A 23576-nucleotide genomic window follows, 5' to 3' on the forward strand; every position below is an offset into this window, starting at 1 on the left:
TGCCACGCGCTACGAAAAGACCGACAGATGCTTTGCTGGCTTCATCAATATCGTCGCAGCCTTCCTCGCATCCAGTGATTGTAAACAAGCCTTAGTCCTTTGACTTCTCGCGGAAGCGGGGCAAGGCTGAACCAGCGGAACCAGGAGATGAGCCTGTGACTGAGCCAATCGCGACAAAGACAATTGCGACCCCGGATGGCCGCGTGCTCGCCTATGTTGAAGTCGGCGTTCCCGCGGGTCCCCTCGTCATCCACAATCACGGCGGACCGAGCAGCAGGCTCGAGGCGCTGCTCTTTGCGGATGCGGCAGCGAATCATGGATTGCGGTTCGTGGGCGTCGACCGGCCCGGCATGGGGCAATCGAGCCCGCAAACAGCGCGCAGCTATGAAGGCTGGGCCGACGACATGACACGCCTTGCCGACGCGCTCGGATATGATGAATTCGGTGTGACCGGGTGGTCGGAGGGTGGCCCTTGGGCACTTGCCGCGGCAGCCTATATCGATCCGAAGCGCCTGATCCATGTGACCAGCATTGCCGGGGGAAGTTATGGCGCGTTCGGCGACAACTGGGCTGCGCAATATCTCTCCAAGGCCGATGCGCTGGGCGGATTTCTTGCCCTGCATTTCAAGCCGGGCTTCCGCCTCATGTATGAGGCCATCGGCCTGACCGCTGCACACTTCCGCAAGAGCTTCTACAGGGAATTGCAGAAGGCCGTGAACGACTATGACCGGCAGGTGCTGCTTCACAGCGGTTTCGAGGAAGCCTTTTGCGCGTCCTGTGCCGAATGCTTCGCGCAAGGCAGCGAAGGCCTGGTGCGCGACAGCGAGCTCCTCTACCGGCGCTGGGCGTTCGATGTCGCGACCATCGAGCGGCCCGTCCATATGTGGCAGGGTCTCGGCGACACGCTGGTGCCTGCTCCCATAAACAGGGAAATCGCCGACAAGATGCCGGGAGCGATATGGCACGCGGTGGAAAAGGCGGGCCACTTCGTGGCGGTTGGCGCGGTCGACCAGGTTCTCGGTATTGTCGCGAAAGACCTCGGCGCTTCGAAATTAGTCGTTCGAAGACACTGATTCTGTGGTCTTGCAAATGCAGCCCTTCTTCAGCACGCGCTGCCAATCGGCGCGCGTACCGTTGAAGCTGTTGCGGTCGACCGGGCCTGCGACGCCGTGCACCCGCCCGGTGGTGGTGAACTGCCAGAACGCCCAGTCGCGCTCCCGGTACTTCGCTTCCGGCTTCGCCGCCACCGAGCGCAGCCAGAAATCATGATCGGGAAACTCGCCTTCGAGGACCTCGCGGTGGAATTTCGGGTCGGTGTAGATGATCGGGCGCTTTCCGCTATGCGCTTCCATCGCCTCGAGCATGACTTTGATCTTGGCGATGGCGGCGTCGCGCTTGAGGCGCTTCGGGCAGGTCTTGGAGTGGAAGTTCCACTCCACATCGAGCACCGGCGGTAGCGCGTCGCCGTCTTCCGGCACGTGCCGCTTGAACCACGACGCCTGCTGACTCGCGGCCCGGCACCAATACATGAAATGATAAGCGCCGCGGGCGATGCCGGCCTTCTTTGCCGCCTGCCAATTGTCGAGAAATTTCGGGTCGACGCGATCGCCCCCTTCGGTCGCCTTGATGTAGGCGAAATGGATCCCCGAATCGCCGACCTTTTGCCAGTCGATGTCGCCCTGCCAATAGGAGACGTCGATGCCCTGGACCGGCATCTTGTGGGCCGCGGCGACACCGTTATGCGGCTTCTTGTCCGCGAGCATGCGGGAAAATGCGGCCCCCGCGCCCAAGCTTGCGGCAAATACTCCCACAGCGACGGCAATGACTGCCATGCGGCGTCGATCAAGCACCATAGGTGAAGTCCCGAATTATCCTAGCGTCAAATCTTGTCTGATCGAAGTTTAGAGCTTTCTTGCCTCAAGGCAACCCCACTGTGATGGCTCGCCGAATGGAACCCGCCGGTCGTGCGGACAGGCCTTAACCATCTCCGGTCGATTGCTGGCGCATGATCCGGAAAAGTGGATACCGGTTTTCCGAAAAGATCATGTGCAAACAGAAAGCTGAAGCGCGATGGCGCTCGATGTAAGGCCATCGCGCTTTAGCGGTATCCCGCCAGTTCGCTGACGTTCCAAGCGGCAACACAAAATACGATAAAGATGACTCCCCCAATGATGTACTGGGGAATCACTGTTTTTTCTTCCCTAAGGTTGCTTGTCCTCGCCTCTTTCTCAAGCAAGAGATCCGGCTTTGCCACGGCCGCGGCAGTCTTGATGGCCGACATGGCGATACCCAGAACGACAACCCAGAAAGTCCAGGAATAGGCATGGAGAAAGTACAAGGTCAGACTTATGGCTACGACAGCAAAGGTGGTCAAAGACGGTTCCCGGATGCGTATCCATTCTCTTCCGTAAGCCATCTGCTGCCAATCCCTAGCTGTTCAGGCGAATAACATCGGCTACCCGTCGAGCAATCGCGCTATCGACCGAACTCAATTGGGCAGCGCGTCCTTGTAGATATTGCCATCCTTCATGATGATCGGAAAGTTTTTGGGGTCGGCAACGAGCTCGATATTTTCCAGAGGATTGCCATCGACCAGCAGCAGGTCTGCAAGGGCGCCTTCTTCCACGACACCGAGCTTGCCGGGATAGGGATTGCGCTTGCCGGACAGCGCCAGCAGGTCGGCATTTGTCGATGTCGCCATGATCAGGACCTCGGCGGGTGTGTACCAGCGGGCAAGCGAGGCCAGGATGGCTCCTTGTTGCTGCGCCAGCGCTTGCGAGAACAGCACATCGGTGCCCCATGCCGTCTTGAGCTTGTATTTCTTCGCCAACTCGTAGGTCCTGGCTATGCCGGGCCAGACCTCTTCCGCCTTGGCGCGCTGGACCGAACCAACCGGAAAGCCAAGCTTCAAGGCTTCGGGGAGCGGCTGCATGCTCAGCCAAATCCCCTTCTCGGCCATCAGTTTGGCGGTTGCTTCGTCCATCAACATGCCGTGTTCGATGCATTTCACACCGGCGGCAATGGACCGCTGGATCGCAGCCGGCGTGAAGGCATGCGCGGCGACGTAAGTACCCCAGTTCTCGGCCGCTTCGACCGCGGCGCGCAGCTCGGGCTCGGTGAAGGTGCTCACGTCGATTGGACTGAAGGGTGACGACACGCCGCCGCCCGCCGTCAGCTTGACCTGGGAGGCGCCCTGCATGAGCTGTTCGCGCGTGCGCACGCGCACCTCGTCAGGGGTGTCCGCAACCATGGCGCCACCGACCACCTCCATGCGGGACAGCGTGCCGATCGCCCGCGGCAGTTCGGTCAGCTGACGGAAATCCCCGTGCCCGCTCGTGATCGTGATCACGGCGCCGGACGGATAGATGCGCGGGCCCTTGGCGATGCCCGCATCGATGGCGCGCTTGAGACCGAATACCGGCCCGCCCACGTCGCGAACGGTGGTGAAGCCGCGCATCAGGGTGTCCGCCGCTTCGGCGCCGGCCACGAGATTGTTGTAACCGACATCACCGAACGACTCTGCCGGGGTCGGGCGCACCAGCATCGCGTGCCAATGCGCATCGATGAGGCCGGGCATCAGCACGCGCCCGTCCGTCTTGATAATGCGGACGTCGGCGCCCGCCTCGACCGTGATCGGGTCCACCGAAATGCGCGCGATGGTGTTCCCTCTGACCAGCACATTGGAGGGCGGCGACAAGGCGGCGCTCTTGCCGTCGAATATGCGGACGTTCTCAAAAAGCGTCGCCGCGCCGGGCGGCGCCTCGGTTTGGGCAAGGCTCGCCTGCCCAAACCCGGCCAAGAGCAGCGCAACCACCAACGATCGACAGCGCATGAGTCTGAACGGCTGTAGCATTGTCAGACCAGTCAATTTGCTCCGCCAATCCGCTATCTGACAGCCCATCTTAAACTCCGAATATTGTCGCTGAGTTCAATCGCGTAAGCGGAATGGTCACGCCAGTCGGAGCCAACGAACATCGGCAACGCGTCCGTTGCGTGAATCGACGGCGATTTCCCAACGGCTCCCTCGACGTGTTCCCCGATATATGAAATATCGGCCACTACAATTCCGTCGGCTGACATTTCGAAAACCGCGGTCACGCAACAGTCGTTCACCCCGAGAACAGCTGATCCGGCGGCCAACGCTGATATTGGTGCCGATGTTGATATCAATACTGACCCGGGCTTCGGCTTCGGTTGGTATCGCTAGCGGACTGACCGCCAATCCAATCAAGAGACTCAAGCACGCCATCGAAGTTCTTAGCGCTCGTGCCATTCAATCCTCCTATGGTTAAATGCAATCGAAGTCACTCCCAGTCCTGGCGCTTAAAGGATCGCCAGGATGCTGTGACGACCCCACGCAAGGCTACAACGAACTGAGATTCCCATCTCAAGATTAAATTGAACGGCACTTTGGGACAGGAAATGGCCACGCGATAGTTGGACCTAGGACCATCATCGGGCCGAGTTTGCGGGCCGAATGTCCGCCAATTGGTTGATTATGCGCGGCCGCAGGGCTCCCAGAACCTCCCCGCGACGAGGAAATCGTCGTTTTCGCCTCTTGTCGGAACAAGCGATAGGAATAAGAGTTTTCGTTGCGTGAGTGGAGTTTGGAGCCGCCGGTCGGCGGCGCCCAGGAGGGCCTGCAGGATTGGGCGGCGACGGTCCTGTGGGCTCTCCGATGGTGCGGCGGTCATCATCTTGGATCTTTGCTTGAAAGCAACGGCTGCACGGTGGCGGCCGAAAAGGAACCCGCCACGGGGACGGCACTACCGTGACGGGCTCCCCGCATCCGCACACCTTGCGACAGGAGCGGATTGCAACCTGATGATTGCCCAAAAGCGTTCGGGCAACAATATCGGCACTTAAAAAAAGCTGTCCCGAAATGATGCGCCGCTGGCGAAACGGCCGCCTCGCATGTTGGAACCCTTCAAGGGAAGTGGAGCATTGATCGGCATGGTTGCCAGTATCAGCAAGCTATTGAAGAAGGTCGATGATCTGCGCGCCACTGCGCTCGCCGCCAGGGCGTTGGCCGAGCACTTCGCCGGCGATGAGAGGCAAAGCATCCTCGAGCTTGCAAAAGACTGGGACGCTCAGGCAAAGGATGAAGAAGACCGGATTAATGAGTTTTCGGCCGAAGCTGAGGGGCGATAGGAGCCCGCACGTCGCGTGCTTGTTTTGCGGAACATTTCCGGTGCATTATGGCGAATGTGTTGGATCGCCAAGCCAAGCGACCGCTACCAGGGAGAATGCCCGTGTCCAAGCCCCCGCTAAGACCAGAACACACAGCCGATGAAGATACAGAGGTTGGGAAGGCTGAAAAGCTCGGTGACGAATACAAGAAGCCGTCGGCCAAGCCGGAAAAGAAAGAGAAGGAATAAGCCCCCGCTAGGACGTAGATCGCGTCACTTCGACGACCGCTGGCAGGGCGGTTGCGCGCACGCTACAATTTTGAGTCCAAAGCAACTACCAGAGGTAATCACCGCTTAACAGCGCCGTGCTATCGTGCCTCCATGAAATTTCCCGTCTTCGGCCGCAGACCGGCGCCGGCCCGACCCACCTCCCCTTCCGCTCTTTCGGGGCACGGCGCTGTGCTCGATCATCTGCGCAGGGTCGAGACGGAGCAACCATTCGCCCGCCCATCGCTCGTCGGCCGTCTGCTGTTCGATATGACCCGCAAGATGATCGCCACCGATCGCGGCGCGCGCCTGGAAGATCTGCTTGCGATCCTCGCATCGACCGGCGGCTTCGTCAGATGAGCGCAAGCACCGGCTCCCTACCGGGAGCGCACATAGGCCCCACAATGCCGCTCACCCCTGCCGTCCAGCCCTAACGCAGTATTCTTTAAAGACGCAGTTCATTGTTCCCGGTCCGCTATCCGGCATGCTCTGTAAAAATTTGTTAGATTACTTGAGGGAACATGTGAACGAGATGCGCTTTCTCCTTTGCAAGAAAGGAGATTCTTCCATGAGAGGTATTTTTACGACAACCGCGCTCGCATCGGCACTCCTGTTGGGAACCCTTGCCACGGCGACGATCGGCAAGGCACAGGACGCCCAGCCGACAACCAAGGAATGCATGGGCGAAAACTGCCCGGGCGGCGCCATGCAGGGCGGTAGCGATCAGGCCGTTCCCAACAAGAAGCGTATGCGCCCGCCGCCGCAGGGCGACCAGCAAGATGGTCAAGCCGAGGACCAGTCGGGCGACCAGGTCATGCCGCGCAAGAAACGGATGCAGAGCCAGCAGGACACTGACGTCGATGTCGATGTCCGTACCCGCACCAAGGTCAGCGAAGGCAAGTGGCGGTTCGATTCGAGCCGGCATCAGCGTCGCAACCGCAAGAGCGCCACCTTCCGCTTCTACTATGGCGGCTACTGGTATCCCGAGCCCTATTGGGAAGTTTATAGTGTCCGGCCGCGCTATCGCATCAGTTGCGGTGAAGGCCGCAGCATCGTGGCCGAGCGCTTCAACCGCGTTCGCGTGGTCGAGTGCAATGGCGGCACCTACACCTATATAGGCCGCGCCCAGGGCGATACCTGGCGGGTCCTCTTGAACGCGCGTAACGGGCGCATTGTCGGACGCGCTCCTATCTAGGTTGGTGACTGTGTCCTTCCCTCACAAGCGCGACACCCGGCTTGATCGGTCGTTCCTGATGTGGGTGCTCGTCGGCCTGGTCGCCGCCAGCGTTGCCGCAGCCGTTGTGGCGGGCGCTGTGGTGCTGGCGATACAGGGCTGATGATAGAGATGGTCATCGGTCAAAGGAAATGACCGATGACCGCTATTTCGCCGGCGGCTTTGATGGGGGCTGCGGGCTGGGAAGCGGATCATGCGGCGGAACCGGACGCGGTTCCGGACCAGGCGGGGTGGGCGGTTCGGGTGTGGGAATGGTTGCCATGCGACATCAACACATGGCGGTGATCATTGTTCCCGCGCGAACGGGACACCGGAACATGGCGGCGAGCTGGGCGTTTTTTGCTCATGAACCGGCGTGACCAGATCAAGCTCGCCCTGGAGCGGATCAAGGTGACGAAAAGTCTTGTCGCCAACCAGGTCGAATTCATGTCCCTCGCCAAGGCGATCGGCTACGAGCCTGTCCATGCACCGGCGACGGTCCAGAGATTGCGCGCGCAATTGTCGGACGCGCGCCGGTCGCTCGTCCGTCTGACGAGGAGTGGCCAGAATAAATTCACCCGGCCGGCAAGAGCCACCCCGTTTGTCGAAGACAAGGCGGCTGCCTAAGCACGTGCCATGGAACCGGGGTGCCTTTCTCGGCGTTGCCAAGGACCCGGAAGGCATGATGCATGAAGGACAAGCGAAATCTCTCGCCGAAGACTCTCAGATCCGATTCGCGCATCGGGCGCGCCAGGAAGCTCGCGGATGCTTCTCTGCCGCTCGTGGCCGACCTCTATCTGGCCCATCTGCGGGCCTGCGCGACAAATCGGGATGACGAGACGAAGCGAAGGCGCCGCAAGAAGCCCGCTTCGCAATGATCGCCCCACAATGAACGCATAATCTCGGGACCGTCATGAGCAAGACCGATGCCGCTCAGAGCGATCTTGACCTGCCGGCGCATGGCGCAGCGACCCTGCCCGGCGTCACGGTCGACAGCTACAATATCGAGATCGAGGACGATGATGGATTCGTCGGCGATCAGGCCAGCAAGCGCGCCTTCTGGGCGCTCATGGACAAATGGCGCAAGCCATGGCGAAAAACCGGCAAGGACCCGCTGGGCAAGGAACCGAGCGAGAAGATCGGCAGGCAGAAGCTCGCCGAGCTGCTCGCCGATGGGGATCCCGAGGCGGCGGCAGTGGTGGCGAGCGCCATCGACGATTACGCCCACGGGCTCGCCAGTGTCATTCGCCGCTATTCGCGCTTGAAGGAATGGCGCAAGACTGAATACCTCGTTATCGGCGGCGGCTTCAGCGCCAGCCGTCTCGGAAAGCTCGCCATCGCCAGGACGGAGCTCTTGCTGCGCGAAGACGGCTTCAATCTCGATCTCGACATCATCCACAACGATCCCGACGAGGCAGGCCTCATCGGTGCGGTTCACCTGCTGCCGACCTGGATGCTCAGAGGGCATGATGCGATGCTGGCCATCGATATCGGCGGCACGAATATCCGCGCCGGTGTGGTCAGGTTCGGGAAGCGCCCGGCCGATCTGGCGAAAGCGCGCGTGGTCAAGGTCGAGCGGTGGCGCCACGGCGATGAGGACGTGACGCGCGATCAGGCGATCAGGAAGCTGATCGGGATGCTTCGCAAGCTCTTGCGTTGGGCCAGGAGCGAAACTATCGAGCTCGCGCCGCTCATCGGCGTGGCCTGTCCGGGTCTCATCGCGGAAGACGGAGCGATCACGCGCGGCGGACAGAACCTGCCCGGCAATTGGGAGAGCAGCCGCTTCAATTTGCCCTCCGTCATTCGCGCCGGCATTCCGCAGATCGGGAACGAGGAGAGCCTGGTGGTCATGCACAACGACGCCGTGGTGCAGGGCCTGAGCGAGCTGCCCCGCGCCCGCAACCGGAAAAGATGGGGCGTCCTCACCATCGGTACCGGTCTCGGCAATGCGCGCTACACCAACCGCAAACCGAATGGAGGCAAATGATGCCGACGACACCGGACGCAGCCGGACTTTTCGAGGAACAGGACAAAAGCTCCTGCATCGTCGTCAATGTCAAAGGCGCCGATGCCGAGATCCAGGGCACCGGCATGGTCGCCTTGCGCGCGACCATACTTGATCCCAAGAGCCTCGCGCCGAGCGGCATGGAGATCATCGTCCAGATGCTGCCGATCGACGCCGACAAATTCGCCGCGACCGTTCGCGAAGCCGCCAGGAGCGGTGCGTGGAAATTCCCCGGCGATGCCAAATTCGTCAAATGGGAGGAAGATCGCAGCAAGGAATAGCGGCGATTGGCACGGCGCCTGGACCTATCTATAGTCCGCGGGCTCGAAACCACCTTCCACTTCTGGATTGTCATTCGCGTGATCACGCGGCTTGCCATATCGGGTTACCGGTCGCTGCGCGACGTCACGCTGGCGCTCGGCCGGCTGAATATCGTCACCGGCGCCAATGGCAGCGGCAAGTCGAGCCTCTATCGCGCCTTGCGTCTGTTGTCGGATGTGGCGCAAGGGCGCGTGGTGGCCTCGCTCGCCGCCGAAGGCGGTATATCATCGACCCTGTGGGCGGGGCCGGAGAAATTCAGCCGCGAGATGAAGAGCGGCCTGCAGCCGGTCCAGGGCACGCGCCGCTCAGGGCCGATCAGCCTCAGGCTCGGCTTCGCTTCCACCGACTATGGCTATGCCATCGATCTCGGTCTGCCGCAGCCCTCCATGTCGCGCTTCTCGCTCGATCCTGTAATCAAGGTCGAGGCGGTGTGGACAGGCGAGCTTCTCGGCCGCGCCAATCTCATTGCCGAGCGCCGCGGCCCCGTTACCCGCTTGCGCCAGGCGAAGACCGGCGTTTGGCACGAGAGCGTCGATCATCTGTCGGCCTTTGACAGCGTGATGACCCATCGGGCCGATCCGGTCGATGGCTGGGAGCTGCTCCTGCTGCGCGAAAAGATGCGCCAGTGGCGCTTCTACGACAATCTGCGCACCGATCGCGAGGCGCCGGCGCGCCGGCCGCAGGTCGGAACCTTCACACCGGTCCTGGCCGGCGACGGCAGCGACATCGGTGCCGCCCTCCAGACGATCATCGAGGTCGGCGACGGACGTGCCCTCGATGATGCGGTCGCCGACGCCTTCGACGGCGCGAGCCTTGCCGTCAATGACCGTTTCGAGGTGGAGATGAAGCAGCACGGGCTGTTGCGCGAGCTGAATGTCGCGGAGCTCTCGGAAGGCACGCTCAGATACATCCTCCTCATCGCCGCTCTCCTGTCGCCGCGCCCGCCCGAGCTCATGATCCTCAACGAGCCCGAAGCGAGCCTGCACCCGGACCTTCTGGCACCCCTCGCCCGCCTGGTGACGAAGGCTGCCGAGCGTTGCCAGATCATCATCGTCTCGCATTCGCCACAGCTCGTCGCGGCCCTCGACCGGCATGCCGAAAGCTGGCTCATCCGCCTCGAAAAGGAGCTCGGCGAGACGATCGTGCGCGACCGGCCGGCGCCGCCCTGGAAATGGCCGTCGCGCTGAAGGTTCAAGATCGTCAGGTGACGGCGAGCACGGTCAGCCGGTGCTGCTGCCCGTCCCGTCCGGTCCACAGGATCGACTGCCCGACGGTAAGCCCGATGAGCGCGGTCCCGACCGGCGTCAGGATGGAAAGCCGTCCCTCGGCGATATCGGCCTCGCCTGGAAAGACCAGTGTCACGATTCTGGCGGTGCCCTTCTCATCCTCGAAGCGAACGCACGAGCCCATCCGGACGATGTCATTCGCGATCGCATTGTCCGCCACGATATTGGCACGCTCGAGCTCGCCGAACAGATCATCGGCCACCGGCGCGTTGCCCGTCGCGATCGAGTCGGCAAGCTTCATCAGGCGCGCGTGATCGCTCGCTGAAATGCTGATTACCGGCTTCTGCCAGGCTTGGCCGACGACATTTGTATCCATGATGGTCCTCCTGCCGCACTGCCGGACCGGCAATGCAGTGTTTCGATGATCGGATTGGTGAGAGAGCGTCGACGCTTCACAAACGGAAACACGGCCCCAAGCCCCGCGACCCGGGCGCTAAGGCCGAGCCGCGGCTAGGATCCCGCGATGGGACAAGTCCCGCAATGCCAGAGGGCGATCTGCTGTTTCGTCGACATGGCCTCATAGTTGGAGCCGACTCGGCCAAAGTCAACCCCGTGGGAACCGGAACTCCGATTAACACACCCACCTGACGCAGATTGACAGTGACGTTGGAGCATAGGAAAACATATTGGCGAGTTGGGCAAATCAGCCCCGGAAAGGGAGAATAACCGGATGATTAAGATGATGATGGCGGCGGCCGGCTTGTCGATCGGGCTGCTGATGACGCCAGTTGCCACGGCTCCCGCCAAGGCGGGAATCAATATCGACATCAATGTCGACGGCCAGGGCGGTCGGATCAGCTGCAATCGCGGCCGGAAGATCGTCCAGAACAGTGGTTACTGGGATGTCCGTGCGCGGAACTGCAGTGGCCGCTACTACTCGTATTTTGGCCGTCGCAAAAACGGCCGCGCATTCGTCATCACGGTGGATGCGAAACGCGCCTATATCACCGACGTTCGCCGGATATATTATTGATCGTGCACGAGCGGTCTGTGTGACCGTTTGCGACCAAGGACCTTTCATCTGCAGCGGGCGAATTTGCCCGCTGCATCCGTTTTACGCCCATGCTGGAATTCGATCTCACCTCCCTCAAGCCCATCATCGTCGCTCATTTTCCCGGTCTTGCGCCGGCTCGTTTCTCCCTCCTGCCCAAGGGCTGGCATTCGACCGCCGTCGATGTCGACAACACATGGGTTTTCAAGTTCCCGCGTGGCGCTGATGCCGAAGCCGCCTTGCGGACCGAAGCCAGCCTGCTCGCCGCTCTCCGGCCCCATGTCGCGATGCCGGTGCCCGAGCTTTCGCTCATCGAGGGGCCGCCCCTCTTCTCGAGGCACAGGAAGCTCAAGGGCGAGCAGCTGACCGCCGCGCGCTATGCGCATCTGCCCGAAGCGGCGCGCCGGCGCCTTGCCGCCGCCCTCGCCCGCTTCTATGCCGATCTGCATGCGCTCGACGAGGCACGGATGAAGGCGGCCGGTGCTGCTCCCCTCCGTCCCTGGCGCGATGCCGATGACATTGGCCGCAAGATCTGGCCGCTCTTGCCGGCGAGCTTGCGTTCCTACGCCGAGCGCACACTCATGGCCTGGCAGCGGTTGGAACCTGACCCATACGGGATCATCTACGGCTTCTTCGACGGCCATGGCTGGAACATGGCCTTCGACAACGAAGCGCAACGGCTCAACGGCGTCTATGATTTCGCCGATTCAGGCTTGGGTCAGCTGCATCAGGATTTCATCTATTCGAACTTCATCGCGCGCGACCTGACCTCGCGCGTCATTGCGGATTATGAGCGCATCACCGGCAAGCTTCTTGACCGCGAGCGTATCGCGCTGCTTACCGCAGTCCATCGCCTGTGGGAACTGGCCGAGGTCGCCGATGATCCGACGCACATAGCCTTGATGCTGAGGCATGTCGTCGAATGGGCACAGGACTGAGCACCGATTAACCGCTCATTCACGCTAACTTCGGGGAATTACCCAGAGTTATGAGTGACAAAACTGCAACAGCATGAACATATCGACATGGATTACCTTGCGTATGGCTGGTTTCGCTGGAAGGAGCTGCGCTAAAGCTTCCGCCGAAGATTTCATCGGGAGATTTCCATGTTCAAGAAAGTGTCGATCGGCCTCGCAGCGGCCTTGTCCCTTGGCGCCGCGGGCTATGCCAATGCGGCCGACTATGTCGAGCCGGAACCGACCTGCGGCAACTGGTCGGGCATCTATGTAGGTGCGCATGCGGGCTACCTGTGGGGGAATGGCAAGGGAGACTCCGACGACATCGCCGCGATCGACGCCGACGTCGATCCGGACGGCTTCATCGGCGGCGCCCTGCTCGGCGGCAATTTCCAGACTGACTGCCTGGTGTTCGGTCTCGAAGGCGATATCGGCTTCGGCGATGTCGACGGCTCCGGTGATACCGGCATAGCGGGAATCGACGCCGATGCGGATCTGAAATGGAATGGCCATGTCCGCGCCCGCCTCGGCTATTCGCTGGGCGAGGTTCTGCCCTTCATCGCCGGCGGCCTTTCCGCCGCCAAGATCGATGTCGATACCGACGGTTTCGGCGACGACAACAACACGCATTGGGGCTGGACGGTCGGCGGCGGCATCGATTGGGCCGTCTCGGAGCAGTTCATCATCCGCGCCGAATATCTCTATGACGATTACGGCTCCAAGACCTATGACTTCGACGGCGTCGATGTCGACGGCGATCTGACCGCATCGACCGTGCGCGCCGCTCTCATCTGGAACTTCGGCGGGTTGTGAACTCCTCCTTCACTCCGCCTCCCCAGAAGGGCCCGGCTTCCGGGCCCTTTTTCTTGGCGTTCTTAGCAGCCAGCTTTACTGATCTCCTGCTGCATCGCCAATCGCTCCTTCTCGTTCCGCACGATGGAATAAAGCTCCATGGCCCGGGCAAAGCTCGTGCAGGCCTCCGAATTGCGTTTCATCGCAACCAATATCCAGCCATGTGATCGATAGTTGGCTGCGGCCATGTATTCGCCTTCCGGCGGCGGCGCCAAGCTCTTTTCGGAGTAAGAAAGAGCCGCCTCGAAGCGAGACTGCGCCAGAAGTATTTGCGCTATGGTGTCATAAAGTGCCGCTCTGAGACGCTTGTCGTCCAAGAGCTCGGCAATCGCCAGCCCTTTCTCAGCGTGCCGAAGAGCCTCGTCATATTGCGCCATCCGACGATACATCCAGGCAAGATTGTTGTAGACCAGCGCCTTCCATGACGGATCGGCGGGCTCCTGTGCTTCCGCTCGCTTGCGGACTTCCTCGAGATGATATTTCCCGCGATCAAAGTCTCCGAGATGGCCATAGACGAGTCCCAGGCTCAGCAAGCTTTTCTGTTCACCCGTCGGATCGCCTATCTCCTGATAAACCCGGAGCGACTGTTGAAGATACTCCAGCGCTTCGTCATATCGCCCGCTTTCGTCCAGCAGCATGCCGAGCTCGAGAAGCAAGGCAGCTCTGATGGCGCGCAATCCAGGCGTATCGTTTTCCGGCTCGACCGCCAGGGCGGCGCGATAGTGCCTCTCCGCCACTTCCCTGTTTTTCAGGAACCGCACATTGAGGCTCGCCAGGCTCGTTTGAAGACCGACTTGGTAGAACGGCTGCGAGAGCGCCGGGTTCGGCACCGCGTCCAGAAGAACCCGTTCGGCCGCGGCATAGTCCTTGGCTTCCACATGCACAACATACTCGGCTCTGACCCGTTCGAACTCGGCGAGCGGGTCCGTCTCCACTTGCAGATATGTGTAAACCGCCAGACCGGTGGCGACCAACGTCCCCACGATGGTCGCTAAGACCGTAAGCAGTGTTCTTTTCATGCCGCCCCCGAAATCGGCCAAACGGTAGGCCATGGCGCGGCGCCGGTCGAGAGGCCTTCCGGCATGCCACGGACTGTCACCGCCGCGCCACATTGCTGAATCAATCCTGACCCGGTAAGTCTCATCTCCGCCCCTCAGCCAAGCCAAGGAGTTCTGACGGTGAAGCTCCCCCTCCTCTCTCTGTCTGCCGCCCTTTTCCTCGCCTCGTCGTCGGCTTTCGCCGCCGAATGCACGACCCCGACGAACCCGTCAAAATTCTCGAGTTGGCTTTCCGGCGTCAAGAAAGAAGCCGCCGGCATGGGCATTTCCAAACGGGCCATCTCGGTGCTCGACGGCATGACCTACGACCCCTCGGTCATCAAGCGCGATCGGGCGCAGAGCGTCTTCTCCTTGACTTTCCTCGATTTTCAGGCCCGCCTGATCTCCGCCAACCGGATGAACAAGGGCAAAGCCCTCATGCAGCAGCATGCCGGCGTCTTCAAGAAGGTGGAGAGCCGCTATGGGGTGCCAGCGGCGGTCATCACCGCTTTCTGGGGCCTGGAGACCGATTTCGGCGGCTATATGGGCGATTTCCACACCATCCGGTCGCTGGCGACGCTTTCATATGACTGCCGCCGTCCGGAGAAATTCCGGCCGCAGGTCTTCGCCGCCCTGCAGATCATCGACCGGGGCGACATGACCGAAGACGACATGGTCGGCGCCTGGGCCGGCGAGATCGGCCAAGTGCAGTTCCTGCCCGCCGATTTCCTCGAAAGCGGCGTCGATGCCGATGGCGACGGCCGTGTCGACCTCAAGCGCAGCATTCCCGACATTTTGATGTCGACGGGAAGCCTTCTGACCACGCATGGCTGGCAGGCCAATCAGCCTTGGCTGCAGGAAGTCGCCGTGCCCGAGGATATGCCCTGGGAGGAGGCCGATATCGCCATCCAGCATCCCCGCGCGCAATGGGCGAAATGGGGCGTGAAGCTCGCCTCCGGAAAGGCGCTCAAGGCCGATAAGGCGCAAGCCTCGCTGCTCTTGCCCATGGGACGCCATGGCCCCGCTTTCCTGGCCTATCCGAACTTCACCAAGGTCTATCTCAAATGGAACGAGTCGCTCATCTATTCGACGACGGCCGCCTATTTCGCCACGCGCCTTGCCGGAGCTCCCCCTGTCAGCAAGGGCAATGGCCCGGTCAACGCGCTCGACTATAACCAGATCATGGAACTGCAGAAAATCCTGACGCGCATGGGCTATGATGTCGGCAAGATCGACGGCAAGCTCGGCTCGCAGTCGCGCGCCGCGGTCAAGAGCGTACAGATCAAATTCGGCATGCCGGCCGACTCCTGGCCGACGACCGAGCTTCTCAACCGCTTGCGCAACAGCTGAACTTTCGGGCTTTCCTCCATGACTGAGCGGCGCCTATCCGCCGAGAAGCTGGCTTCGTTTTCCTTTTCCGTCCTCACCGCCGCCGGCACCGATCCGGAATCGGCCGAGGCGACGACGGGCGCCATGCTCCATGCCTCGCTCCTGGGCGTCGACAGCCACGGCATCAGGCTCCTGCCCTTCTATGCCGACTGCCTGCGCGAGGGCATTTGCAAGCCTGATCCCAAGATCACCGTCTCGCATCCGCGCCGCAGCGCCGTCCTTGTCGATGCCGATGGCGGGCTCGGCCATCTCCCGACCTATCGGGCGATGGATGAGGCCTGCGCCATTGCGCGCGATACCGGCATCGGCATGGGCGTGGTGATCAATTCGACCCATTTCGGCGCCGCCGGCGCCTATGCGCTGGCCGCCGCCAATGCCGGCTTCATCGGCTTCGTGACCTGCAATTCAGGCGCCTTCGTCGTCCCCCATGGCGGCAAGACGCCCATTCACGGCACGAGCCCGATCTCGCTCGCTGCCCCCTTGGCCGGGCGCGACGATCCCTATTTCCTCGACATGGCGACGAGTTCCATCCCGTGGAACAAGGTGATGCGCTACCGCACCGAGGGCCTGTCGCTGCCGCCCGACGCCGCGCTCGATTCGGAGGGTAGCTACACGACCGACCCGAATCAGGCGGTCTGCCTGGGCCCGCTCGGCGGCGCCGGCTTCGGCTATAAGGGGGCGGCCCTTGCCGGCCTTGCCGAGGTGCTGGGCGGCATGCTGACCGGCATGCGGCTTTCGATCGAGCAGAGCGGGATCGTGCTCGCCGACACCAAGGTCGGCCATTTCGTGATGGCCATCGACCCCGGCACTTTCGTGCCCGGCGCCACCTTCGCCGAACGTCATGCCTCCTATCTCGATGGCTTCAAGGCCCAGCCCGGCACCATGCCGGCGGGCGGTCCCGAATGGGCCTGGCGCGCCGATCGCGCGGAAAAGGGCATCCCTTTGCCCCAGGGCCTTTATGACGAGCTCTCCGCCGCGGGCCAAAAGGCAGGGGTCCCCTTTCCTCTCTGAGAGGGGCCATGCATAGGGCGCATTCATGATCGCCTGGATTGGCAATTGGCTTCATAGGTCGGCTTGCCTATAGCTCGCTATCGATGAGCGTCGCGGGAGAAGCTGTCGAGCAGCGCGAGAACAGTGCCGTCGGCATACTATGGATGCTGGCGACGGTATTATGCTTCACATCGCTCGATACGATGATGAAGGAGCTGATGCTCACCTATTCCCTGGTCCAGGTGACCTGGGCGCGCTTCTTCTTCGCCACCATCGTTGCGGCCCTTGCCGCCGGCCCGAGCCTGCCGTCGATCATCAAGAGCAAGGCGCCCGGCCTGCAGCTCTCCCGTTCCTTGCTGCTCGCCCTTACCACCGGCATCTTCAATGCCGGCGTGCGCCTGGTGCCGCTGGCGACGGCGACGACCATCATGTTCCTCTCTCCCATCCTGATCACGGTGCTTTCCGTTCCCTTGCTCAAGGAGCATGTGGGCCTGCGCCGCTGGATCGGCGTCGGAATCGGCTTCCTCGGCGCGCTGATCGTGGTGCAGCCCTGGGAGAGCGACACGGACACGTTCTTTGTGGGCGCGGTCCTTTTGCTGGTCGCCGCCCTGCTGAACGCCAATTACCAGATCATGACGCGCAAGGTTCGCCTTTATGACGAGCCGCTGACCTCCTTGTTCTACACCGCCGTGATCGGCGCCGTCGTCACCAGCCTGATCGTTCCCTGGTATTGGGAATGGCCGCAGGGGACAGATTGGTTGTTGCTGATGTCGACCGGTCTTCTGGGCGGCGTCGGGCATTTGTGCCTGATCCAGGCTTTCCGCCATGCGCCCGCGGCGGTTGTCGCCCCCTTCTCCTATTCCTCGCTGATCTGGGCTTCCCTCTTCGGCTGGCTTTTGTTCAACGAGTGGCCTCAGTTCTCGACATGGCTGGGTGCCGCCCTCATCATCGGCAGCGGCCTTTACATTTTCCATCGCGAAAGCCAGCATAGGCGCAACACGCTCATTCGGGAGAAAGCAAGATGACAGCGGTGACCAAGCTCAAGACCAGGACCTCCGAGGAAGGGCAGCTGCGCGTCGACCTCGCCGCGGCCTTCCGCCTGGCCGAGCATTTCAACTGGCACGAGGGTATCGCCAATCATTTCAGCCTCGCCGTGTCGCCCGACGGCAAGAAGTTCCTGATGAACCCGAGGTGGCGGCATTTCTCCGGCATCAAGGCCTCCGACCTCCTGTTGCTCGATGCCGATGACAAGGAGGCGATGAAGCGCCCGGACGCGCCGGACGAGACCGCCTGGTGCATCCATGGCCGCATGCACGCTTTGGTTCCGAGCGCGCGCTGCGTCCTCCATGTCCATCCGGCCTATGCGACGGCGCTTGTCGGGCTTGCCGATCCCGAGATCAAGCCGATCGACCAGAACACCGCGCGCTTCTACAAGCGCGTCGCCTATGATCTGGGCTATGAGGGCATGGCCAATTCGGATGCCGAGGGCAACCGCTTGGCCTCCCTCATCGGCAACCACAAGACCATGATGATGGGCAATCACGGCGTGCTGATCGCCGCGGCGTCGGTGGCCGAGGCCTTCGATGAGCTCTATTATCTCGAGCGCGCCTGCCAGACCCTGGTGCTGGCCTATTCCACCGGCCAGAAGCTCAATGTGATGAGCGACAAGGTCGCCGAGCAGACGGCGCGCGACTGGGATCTCTATTCCGACTCCGCCTTCGCGCATTTCGAGGAGATGAAGAAGGTCCTCGACCGCAAGGATCCCTCCTACGCGGAATGATCAAGGGTGAAGCTTGAGACCCTTGATGATCTTATCAACGAGCTTGCGTTCGGAATGGAGCGCCAGGCCCGCGAGATCTAACTTTTCGGTTGAAACAGCGGCGACCGCGGCGCGATTGTCGATATCATTGTAGGTCGTAAAAAGATCCAATGTGTAGATCGACGGCACGACGCCGCGTTCACGTGCCCGTGTGAGCGTGCGCGCAAGCTCTTCCAGTGATGCGGTGAAGACCAGGACCGGCTGGCGCACGAGCGGCCCATAAGTTCCGCCGGACGCGTCACTATAGCGCTCGCCCACGATCTCGGGATAGACTCCGGCGAGGCCACCGCTGAGAAACGCGGTGACATTCAATTTCTGCCAGGGAGCCAAATCCTCCCTGACCACGATGGCGATCTTGGTATCGAAGGTCATGGCGAAAAGCGTAAGAGAAATCAGCAAGGCCCGTCTTGAACAATCGTGCGGCAGCACATCGGGCGATTGGATCGGCCAGGCGCCGTCCGAGCCCGGCATCGAGCGCATCGAGGCCTTCTTTGCCGGCCATGCCTATGATCCTCACCGGCATGACACTTATGCGCTGGGCTTCACCGTCAGCGGCGTCCAGTCCTTCGATTATCGCGGCAGCCGCGCCGACAGCCGCTCCGGCAACGCCATCGTCCTCCATCCCGACGAGGTGCATGACGGCAGGGCCGGCGCCGAGCATGGCTTCCGCTACCGCATGCTCTATATCGAGCCGCGCCTCATCGCCGAAGCGCTTGCCGGCAAAGCGAGCGCCTTGCCTTTCCTGCGCTCGGCCGTTTCATCCGATCCGCGGCTCCTGAACGCCCTCTTCGCCGCCCTTGCCGATCTCAGTCGCCCGTTCGAGCCCTTGGAGCGCGACAAGATCGTGGCCCGGATCGCCGATGCCCTCCTCGCCCTCGACACATCGCAGAGACCGCCATCGTCTTTCGCCACATCGGCGGTCGCGGTCGATCGCGCCCGCGCCTTCCTGGATGAGAATTTCATGCGCATGGTCGCCTCCGAGGAGCTCGAGGGCGTAACCGGCCTGGACCGCTACACGCTGGCGCGCCATTTCCGCTGGCGTCTCGGCACCAGCCCTTATCGTTATCTCACCATGCGCCGCCTAGATCGCGTCAAATCGGCGATCAGCGCCGGTCACGCCCTGGCCGAAGCGGCCTTCATGGGCGGATTTGCCGATCAGAGCCATATGACGCGCCAGTTCAAGCGGGCCTTCGGCATGACGCCCGGCCACTGGCAGGCTCTTCGCAACTGACCCTTGACCTCAAGTTGAGTTGAGGTTCTATGAAGGATGCTCCCGCTGCCGACCCGAGGAGCACTCATGCCGCACGCCGCCCTAAGCGCCGCACCCGCCGATCTCGATCGCAAGGCCAGCGATCTCTTCGACCGGATCGCCATCATCGATCTCATCACCCATATCGGCCTCTCGCTCGATGAGAAGCGCTTCGACAACCTGCGGTCGATCTTCACCGCGGACGTCGTTGTGAAGCGCGGTCACTCGCAAGGACGCTTGGCAAGCACCCATCACCTCTTCACCGACTATCTGATCGAATTGTCGGGCGACAAGGCGGAAGTGCGCGCCAATCTGCGGGGCTTCCACGTCCATCGCGCCGAAGCGCCCGCGTCGCATTTCGATATCGCCGAGCGCTATCGTTTCGAGATGGTCCGCACCGCCGAAGGCTGGCGGGTGTTCCGCATGACCACGGAGCCTGTCTGGACTGCCGGCGATGCGCCAGCTGGCTGAGGCAGGCGTCGGGCCTGTTGCACCGATGTCGCGAACAGGCAGGCTGTTGCACCGGAGCCGTTTCATTCTTGGGGATGATCCGATTTGCCGGCAACCGCAACCTCATCGGCATTGCTTCGCTCTGCCTGGGCGTCTTCGTCTTCTCGACCCAGGATGCGATCATCAAGGCGGTGAGTTCCGACTATGCCGTGACCCAGGCGATCGTCACCCGTTCCATTGTGGCCTTCCCCATCCTTCTCCTCTTCATCCATTGGGAAGGTGGCCTGCGCCTCATCTTGTCGCCACGTTTCTGGGCCTTGAGCTTTCGCGGCCTCATCCTGCTCGTCGCCTATACTTCTTATTACTTGGCTTTTCCGGCCTTACCGCTCGCCGAAGCCATCGTGCTCTTCTTCACCGCCCCCTTCCTCGTCACCTTCCTCGCCGTGCCCATCCTGGGCGAGCGCATAAGGCTCAAGGCGATCGTGGCGCTCATTGTCGGCTTTGCCGGCGTGCTCGTCATCCTGAGGCCGGGTTTCGGCTTCTTCGAGCCCGCCGCCTTGCTCAGCCTGCTCAGCGCCGTCACCTACGCGCTCGCCATGCTGTTCGCCCGCAAGCTCGGCGTCTACGAGCCGGCCTCGGTCATGGCCTTCTATCAGAACGCGGTCTATCTGCTCGGCGCCGCTCTCATGGCGCTCACCTTTCATCTGGTGGGCTGGACGACGGCCGAGCATCCGAGCCTGGCCTTCCTGGTCCGGCCCTGGACCTGGCCGGACGCCAAGGGCCTGATCATGATGGGTGCTTGCGGCGTGATCGCCGCCGTCGCGATGTCGCTTCTCACCCATGCCTATCGCATGGCCGATGCCGGCCTCGTCACCGTCTTCGAATATACGGGCATGATCTGGGGGCCGCTCTGGGGCTTCCTGTTCTTCGCCGAGGTCCCGCCGGTGACGACGCTTCTCGGCATGCTGCTCATCATGGCGGCCGGGTTGATCGTGCTTCTAAGGCCCCGGCTGCCGGATCAGCCCGCCGCGATGACGGCCGGGGAGAAAGCGCCTGACCCGCGCGCTTGACTCCGGCTCCAAAACTGGCGATGATTAGTTCGGCGACTTGACGAACTAACTTGGGCGGGATCGATCGTGAAAAGCGTCCGTTCGCCTCTGGTCAGGCAGTATTCGCGCCGCCTCGCAGCAGAAGTGCTGATCAAAGAGGCGCCGATTTCGCGCGCCGATCTCGCCCGGGCGACGGGCCTCTCCAAGCAGACCATGTCGGAAGTGGTTGGCGAGCTCGTCAGCGAAGGATGGGTGAAAGCCGTCGGCTCGACGAGCGGCAGCGTCGGACGCAGCGCCGTCACCTATGAGGTCGCGCGGCAAGCCGCCTTTTCGCTCGGCATCGACCTTGGCGGCAGCAAGGTCTCGGCCGCCCTCGCCAATCTCATCGGCGAGGTGGTCGCCGAGACGACCGAGACGACCGACCCGCGCGGCGGGCGGCACATCCTCAAGCAGATACACGCGCTCGCCATCGGGCTCGCTGCCGGCAGGCGCATTCCCTTCGACGCGATCAGGAGCGTCGTCGTCGGGACGCCCGGCGTGCTCGACCCGGCGACCGGCGCGATCCGGCTCGTCCCCAACATTCAAGGCCTGTCCGAGATCGATGTCGCGGCCGAGCTCAAGCAGCTTTTCGGCCAGACCGTCACGATCGAGAACGACATCAACCTCGCAATGCTCGGCGAGACCTGGCAGGGCTGCGCGCAAGGCTGCGAGAACGCCGCTTTTCTCGCTCTTGGCACCGGCACCGGCCTCGGCCTCATCGTCAACGGCAAGCTGGCGCGCGGATCCGGCGGCGCTGCCGGCGAGATCTCCTATCTGCCGGTCGGCTCGGATCTTTATTCGCCCGAGGCGCTCGCGACCGGCGCTTTCGAGCGTGAGGTCGGAGCACGGGCGATCCTCGATCGCTATGGGGCGGCGGGCGGCACGGCAGTCGACGGCGTCCGTGACATCTTCGCCCGCCTCGAAACCGGTGACCCCCTCGCCTCTCGCGTCATCGACCAGACGGCGCAAGTCGTGGGACTGGCGATCGCCGCCATTTGCGCGATCGTCGATCCGCAGATCGTCGTCATGGGCGGCAGCATCGGCATCCGCAGCGAGCTCATCGCGCGCGTCCGTGGCGGCATGGGCAAGGTTTTCGATCGGCCGGTCAGCATCGTGCCGAGCCTGCTCGGCAGTCGCGCCGGCCTGATCGGCGCATTGTCGATGGCCGTCAACCGTCTTCACAACACGCTTTTCGGCATTGCCGGACTGCCGGGAGATCTCGGCCTGCCGGCCATATCGATCGCGAAGGCTGCCGAATGACCCAGACCCGGGACCTTGTTGCAAAATTGCGGCCCCTCCTCGACCGGGAGGCGGCGCTCGCTTTGCTGCGCCGCGCCGTCGGCATGCCGAGCATCACCGGGACGGAAGCGGCCTTCGCTCGCCTTCTGGCGGAGGAGCTCACATCGCTCGGCGCCGAGCAGGTCACGCTGACCGATTTCGCGGCCGGACGGCCGAATGTCCGCGGAGTGCTGCGCGGGTCTCGGGGCGGATCGTGTCTCTTGCTCACCGGCCATACCGACACGGTACATGTGCGCGGCTGGACGGAACGCTGGGCCGGCACGCCGCGCGAGAGCCCCTTCGCCGCCGCTTCTGTCGATGGCGCCATCTGGGGCCGCGGTGTCGGCGATCTCAAGGCCGGCATCTGCACCACGCTCGCGGCGTCGCGGCTCCTGGCCGCAGCAGGGCTCACGCCCGGATCGGATGTTCTCTTCGCTTTCATCGGCGATGAGGAGAGCGGCGAGCCCGGTACCGGCATAAGCCTGGGCATCAAGGCGCTCGTGGCGGAGATCGAAGCCGGCGCCGTGCCACGGCCCGATTTCGCCATCTATGTCGAACCGACCGAGCTCAATGTCTATCCGGCGCAAATGGGCTTCCTCATTTGCGACATCACCGTCACCGGCCGCTCGGCCTATTTCGGCGTCCCGGAGCTGGGCGTGGATGCGCTCAAGGCCGCGCATGCGGTTCTGTCGGCGATCTGGGCACATTCGGCGGCCCTCGAAGCGCGCGTACCTCATCCTCTCGTCGGCCGGCCCTTCGTCCTGGTCACCGGCATTGAGGGCGGCGGCTATATCGCGGTTCCGGGGGAATGCCGCATCAGCCTGATCCTGAAGCTGCTGCCGGGCGAGAGCCTGGACCGTGCGGTTTCAGGCCTCGAGACGGCGGTGCGCGCGGCATCTGTCGCCGACGGCATCTCGATCTCATTCGCCTATCCCGCCGGCCGCGATCATCGCTTTGGCGGCACGCCCATGGAGGCAGCACCCGATCTTGCCGCGGTCGGCCTGCTGCGCGAGGCCATTCACGCAATCCGCCCCGACCGGGGGCAGATCGAGGGCGCCCCTTACTGGTCGGAAGCGCCCTTCCTGACCAACCGGCTCGGCATCCCGACCGTCTATTGCGCGCCGGGCGACATACGCAATTGCCATACGCTCGAGGAGCATGTGGTCATCGACGACTATCTCGACGGTATCCTGGCCTTTGCGGTCTTTCTTGCAGGCTTCGATCGAAGCGCCATCAACAGCTGACGGCCCTATCCG

At 62.5% G+C, this 23576-nt stretch carries 29 protein-coding genes; 23 read left to right on the forward strand and 6 right to left on the reverse strand.

Going from position 1 to position 23576, the window contains the following annotated elements; translation table 11 throughout:
• Positions 1–155 precede the first annotated feature (155 nt).
• Positions 156–1073 (forward strand): alpha/beta fold hydrolase, encoded by a 918-nt coding sequence (locus DS839_RS34970; protein ID WP_368912099.1) that lies wholly within the window; start codon positions 156–158, stop codon positions 1071–1073.
• Here DS839_RS34970 and DS839_RS34975 read toward each other — a convergent pair.
• The 3 genes from DS839_RS34975 to DS839_RS34985 form a co-directional block, all read right to left on the reverse strand.
• Positions 1053–1763: a glycoside hydrolase family 25 protein gene (locus DS839_RS34975; RefSeq protein WP_368912100.1), complete on the reverse strand. Its 711-nt coding sequence runs from the start codon at positions 1761–1763 to the stop codon at positions 1053–1055. The two genes, DS839_RS34970 and DS839_RS34975, sit on opposite strands and share 21 nt — an antisense overlap.
• Before the next feature lie 335 nt (positions 1764–2098).
• Complete coding sequence (locus tag DS839_RS34980; protein WP_162919009.1) at positions 2099–2416, reverse strand: hypothetical protein; 318 nt, start codon at positions 2414–2416, stop codon at positions 2099–2101.
• 72 nt (positions 2417–2488) lie between these two features.
• Entirely contained in the window at positions 2489–3832 is a 1344-nt protein-coding gene (locus DS839_RS34985; protein ID WP_119275192.1) for an amidohydrolase family protein, read from the reverse strand.
• 1082 nt (positions 3833–4914) lie between these two features.
• Between DS839_RS34985 and DS839_RS34995 the strand changes: the two genes are divergently transcribed.
• The 10 genes from DS839_RS34995 to DS839_RS35025 all read left to right on the forward strand — a co-directional run bounded on the left by DS839_RS34995 (position 4915) and on the right by DS839_RS35025 (position 10122).
• Positions 4915–5151: a hypothetical protein gene (locus DS839_RS34995; RefSeq protein WP_119275194.1), complete on the forward strand. Its 237-nt coding sequence runs from the start codon at positions 4915–4917 to the stop codon at positions 5149–5151.
• Between the two features lie 101 nt (positions 5152–5252).
• Positions 5253–5378 carry a hypothetical protein gene (locus tag DS839_RS37110; protein ID WP_368912101.1) on the forward strand — a complete coding sequence of 42 codons (126 nt, stop codon included), beginning with the start codon at positions 5253–5255 and terminating at the stop codon, positions 5376–5378.
• A gap of 132 nt (positions 5379–5510) precedes the next feature.
• Positions 5511–5756 (forward strand): hypothetical protein, encoded by a 246-nt coding sequence (locus DS839_RS36800; RefSeq protein WP_162919010.1) that lies wholly within the window; start codon positions 5511–5513, stop codon positions 5754–5756.
• A 208-nt stretch (positions 5757–5964) separates the two neighbouring features.
• Entirely contained in the window at positions 5965–6591 is a 627-nt protein-coding gene (locus DS839_RS35000; RefSeq protein ID WP_119275195.1) for a hypothetical protein, read from the forward strand.
• 10 nt (positions 6592–6601) lie between these two features.
• Entirely contained in the window at positions 6602–6733 is a 132-nt protein-coding gene (locus DS839_RS37115) for a hypothetical protein (RefSeq protein WP_368912102.1), read from the forward strand.
• 242 nt (positions 6734–6975) lie between these two features.
• On the forward strand, positions 6976–7236 hold the full coding sequence (locus tag DS839_RS35005) for a hypothetical protein (protein ID WP_119275196.1): 261 nt from the start codon (positions 6976–6978) through the stop codon (positions 7234–7236).
• Positions 7237–7298: 62 nt separating this feature from the next.
• Positions 7299–7487 carry a hypothetical protein gene (locus tag DS839_RS35010; RefSeq protein WP_119275197.1) on the forward strand — a complete coding sequence of 63 codons (189 nt, stop codon included), beginning with the start codon at positions 7299–7301 and terminating at the stop codon, positions 7485–7487.
• 35 nt (positions 7488–7522) lie between these two features.
• The gene (locus tag DS839_RS35015) at positions 7523–8596 is read left to right on the forward strand and encodes an ROK family protein (protein ID WP_119275198.1); all 1074 of its coding nucleotides are present in this window, start codon (positions 7523–7525) and stop codon (positions 8594–8596) included.
• Positions 8596–8895 (forward strand): hypothetical protein, encoded by a 300-nt coding sequence (locus DS839_RS35020; RefSeq protein WP_119275199.1) that lies wholly within the window; start codon positions 8596–8598, stop codon positions 8893–8895. The genes DS839_RS35015 and DS839_RS35020 overlap by 1 nt, the downstream gene beginning before the upstream one ends.
• A gap of 78 nt (positions 8896–8973) precedes the next feature.
• Positions 8974–10122, forward strand: coding sequence for an AAA family ATPase (locus tag DS839_RS35025; RefSeq protein WP_119275244.1), 1149 nt, complete (start codon positions 8974–8976; stop codon positions 10120–10122).
• 13 nt (positions 10123–10135) lie between these two features.
• On the opposite strand, the gene rnk is transcribed toward DS839_RS35025, so the two are convergent.
• On the reverse strand, positions 10136–10537 hold the full coding sequence (rnk, locus tag DS839_RS35030) for a nucleoside diphosphate kinase regulator (protein WP_119275200.1): 402 nt from the start codon (positions 10535–10537) through the stop codon (positions 10136–10138).
• A gap of 354 nt (positions 10538–10891) precedes the next feature.
• Here rnk and DS839_RS35035 point away from each other — a divergent pair, with 354 nt between their 5' ends.
• The 3 genes from DS839_RS35035 to DS839_RS35045 all read left to right on the forward strand — a co-directional run bounded on the left by DS839_RS35035 (position 10892) and on the right by DS839_RS35045 (position 12981).
• Complete coding sequence (locus tag DS839_RS35035; protein ID WP_119275201.1) at positions 10892–11194, forward strand: hypothetical protein; 303 nt, start codon at positions 10892–10894, stop codon at positions 11192–11194.
• Between the two features lie 89 nt (positions 11195–11283).
• A complete protein-coding gene (locus DS839_RS35040; protein WP_119275202.1) occupies positions 11284–12150 on the forward strand; it encodes a phosphotransferase family protein in 867 nt (288 codons plus the stop codon).
• Between the two features lie 168 nt (positions 12151–12318).
• A complete protein-coding gene (locus DS839_RS35045) occupies positions 12319–12981 on the forward strand; it encodes an outer membrane protein (protein ID WP_119275203.1) in 663 nt (220 codons plus the stop codon).
• Positions 12982–13043: 62 nt separating this feature from the next.
• Here the strand turns inward: DS839_RS35045 and DS839_RS35050 are convergent, their stop codons facing one another.
• Entirely contained in the window at positions 13044–14072 is a 1029-nt protein-coding gene (locus DS839_RS35050) for a tetratricopeptide repeat protein (RefSeq protein ID WP_162919011.1), read from the reverse strand.
• A gap of 126 nt (positions 14073–14198) precedes the next feature.
• Here DS839_RS35050 and DS839_RS35055 point away from each other — a divergent pair, with 126 nt between their 5' ends.
• The 4 genes from DS839_RS35055 (at position 14199) to DS839_RS35070 (ending at position 18216) form a co-directional block, all read left to right on the forward strand.
• On the forward strand, positions 14199–15407 hold the full coding sequence (locus DS839_RS35055; protein WP_368912103.1) for a lytic murein transglycosylase: 1209 nt from the start codon (positions 14199–14201) through the stop codon (positions 15405–15407).
• Positions 15408–15425: 18 nt separating this feature from the next.
• Positions 15426–16457, forward strand: a complete 1032-nt coding sequence (locus tag DS839_RS35060) for an Ldh family oxidoreductase (protein WP_119275206.1) — start codon at positions 15426–15428, stop codon at positions 16455–16457.
• An 83-nt stretch (positions 16458–16540) separates the two neighbouring features.
• Positions 16541–17461, forward strand: a complete 921-nt coding sequence (locus DS839_RS35065) for a DMT family transporter (RefSeq protein WP_119275207.1) — start codon at positions 16541–16543, stop codon at positions 17459–17461.
• A complete protein-coding gene (locus tag DS839_RS35070; RefSeq protein WP_119275208.1) occupies positions 17458–18216 on the forward strand; it encodes a class II aldolase/adducin family protein in 759 nt (252 codons plus the stop codon). The genes DS839_RS35065 and DS839_RS35070 overlap by 4 nt, the downstream gene beginning before the upstream one ends.
• Here the strand turns inward: DS839_RS35070 and DS839_RS35075 are convergent, their stop codons facing one another.
• Positions 18217–18627: a DUF2000 family protein gene (locus tag DS839_RS35075; protein WP_119275209.1), complete on the reverse strand. Its 411-nt coding sequence runs from the start codon at positions 18625–18627 to the stop codon at positions 18217–18219. It abuts the gene before it with no gap.
• Here DS839_RS35075 and DS839_RS35080 point away from each other — a divergent pair.
• From DS839_RS35080 to DS839_RS35100, 5 genes are all read left to right on the forward strand, one after another.
• Entirely contained in the window at positions 18626–19486 is an 861-nt protein-coding gene (locus DS839_RS35080; protein ID WP_119275210.1) for an AraC family transcriptional regulator, read from the forward strand. The genes DS839_RS35075 and DS839_RS35080 overlap by 2 nt on opposite strands.
• Positions 19487–19552: 66 nt before the next feature.
• The gene (locus tag DS839_RS35085; RefSeq protein WP_162919012.1) at positions 19553–19975 is read left to right on the forward strand and encodes a nuclear transport factor 2 family protein; all 423 of its coding nucleotides are present in this window, start codon (positions 19553–19555) and stop codon (positions 19973–19975) included.
• Positions 19976–20049: 74 nt separating this feature from the next.
• Positions 20050–21024, forward strand: coding sequence for a DMT family transporter (locus DS839_RS35090; RefSeq protein ID WP_119275212.1), 975 nt, complete (start codon positions 20050–20052; stop codon positions 21022–21024).
• 66 nt (positions 21025–21090) lie between these two features.
• The gene (locus DS839_RS35095) at positions 21091–22302 is read left to right on the forward strand and encodes an ROK family transcriptional regulator (RefSeq protein WP_119275213.1); all 1212 of its coding nucleotides are present in this window, start codon (positions 21091–21093) and stop codon (positions 22300–22302) included.
• Positions 22299–23564 carry a M20 family metallopeptidase gene (locus DS839_RS35100; RefSeq protein WP_119275214.1) on the forward strand — a complete coding sequence of 422 codons (1266 nt, stop codon included), beginning with the start codon at positions 22299–22301 and terminating at the stop codon, positions 23562–23564. The genes DS839_RS35095 and DS839_RS35100 overlap by 4 nt, the downstream gene beginning before the upstream one ends.
• Positions 23565–23576: the final 12 nt, after the last annotated feature.

Source organism: Taklimakanibacter deserti (assembly GCA_003574785.1).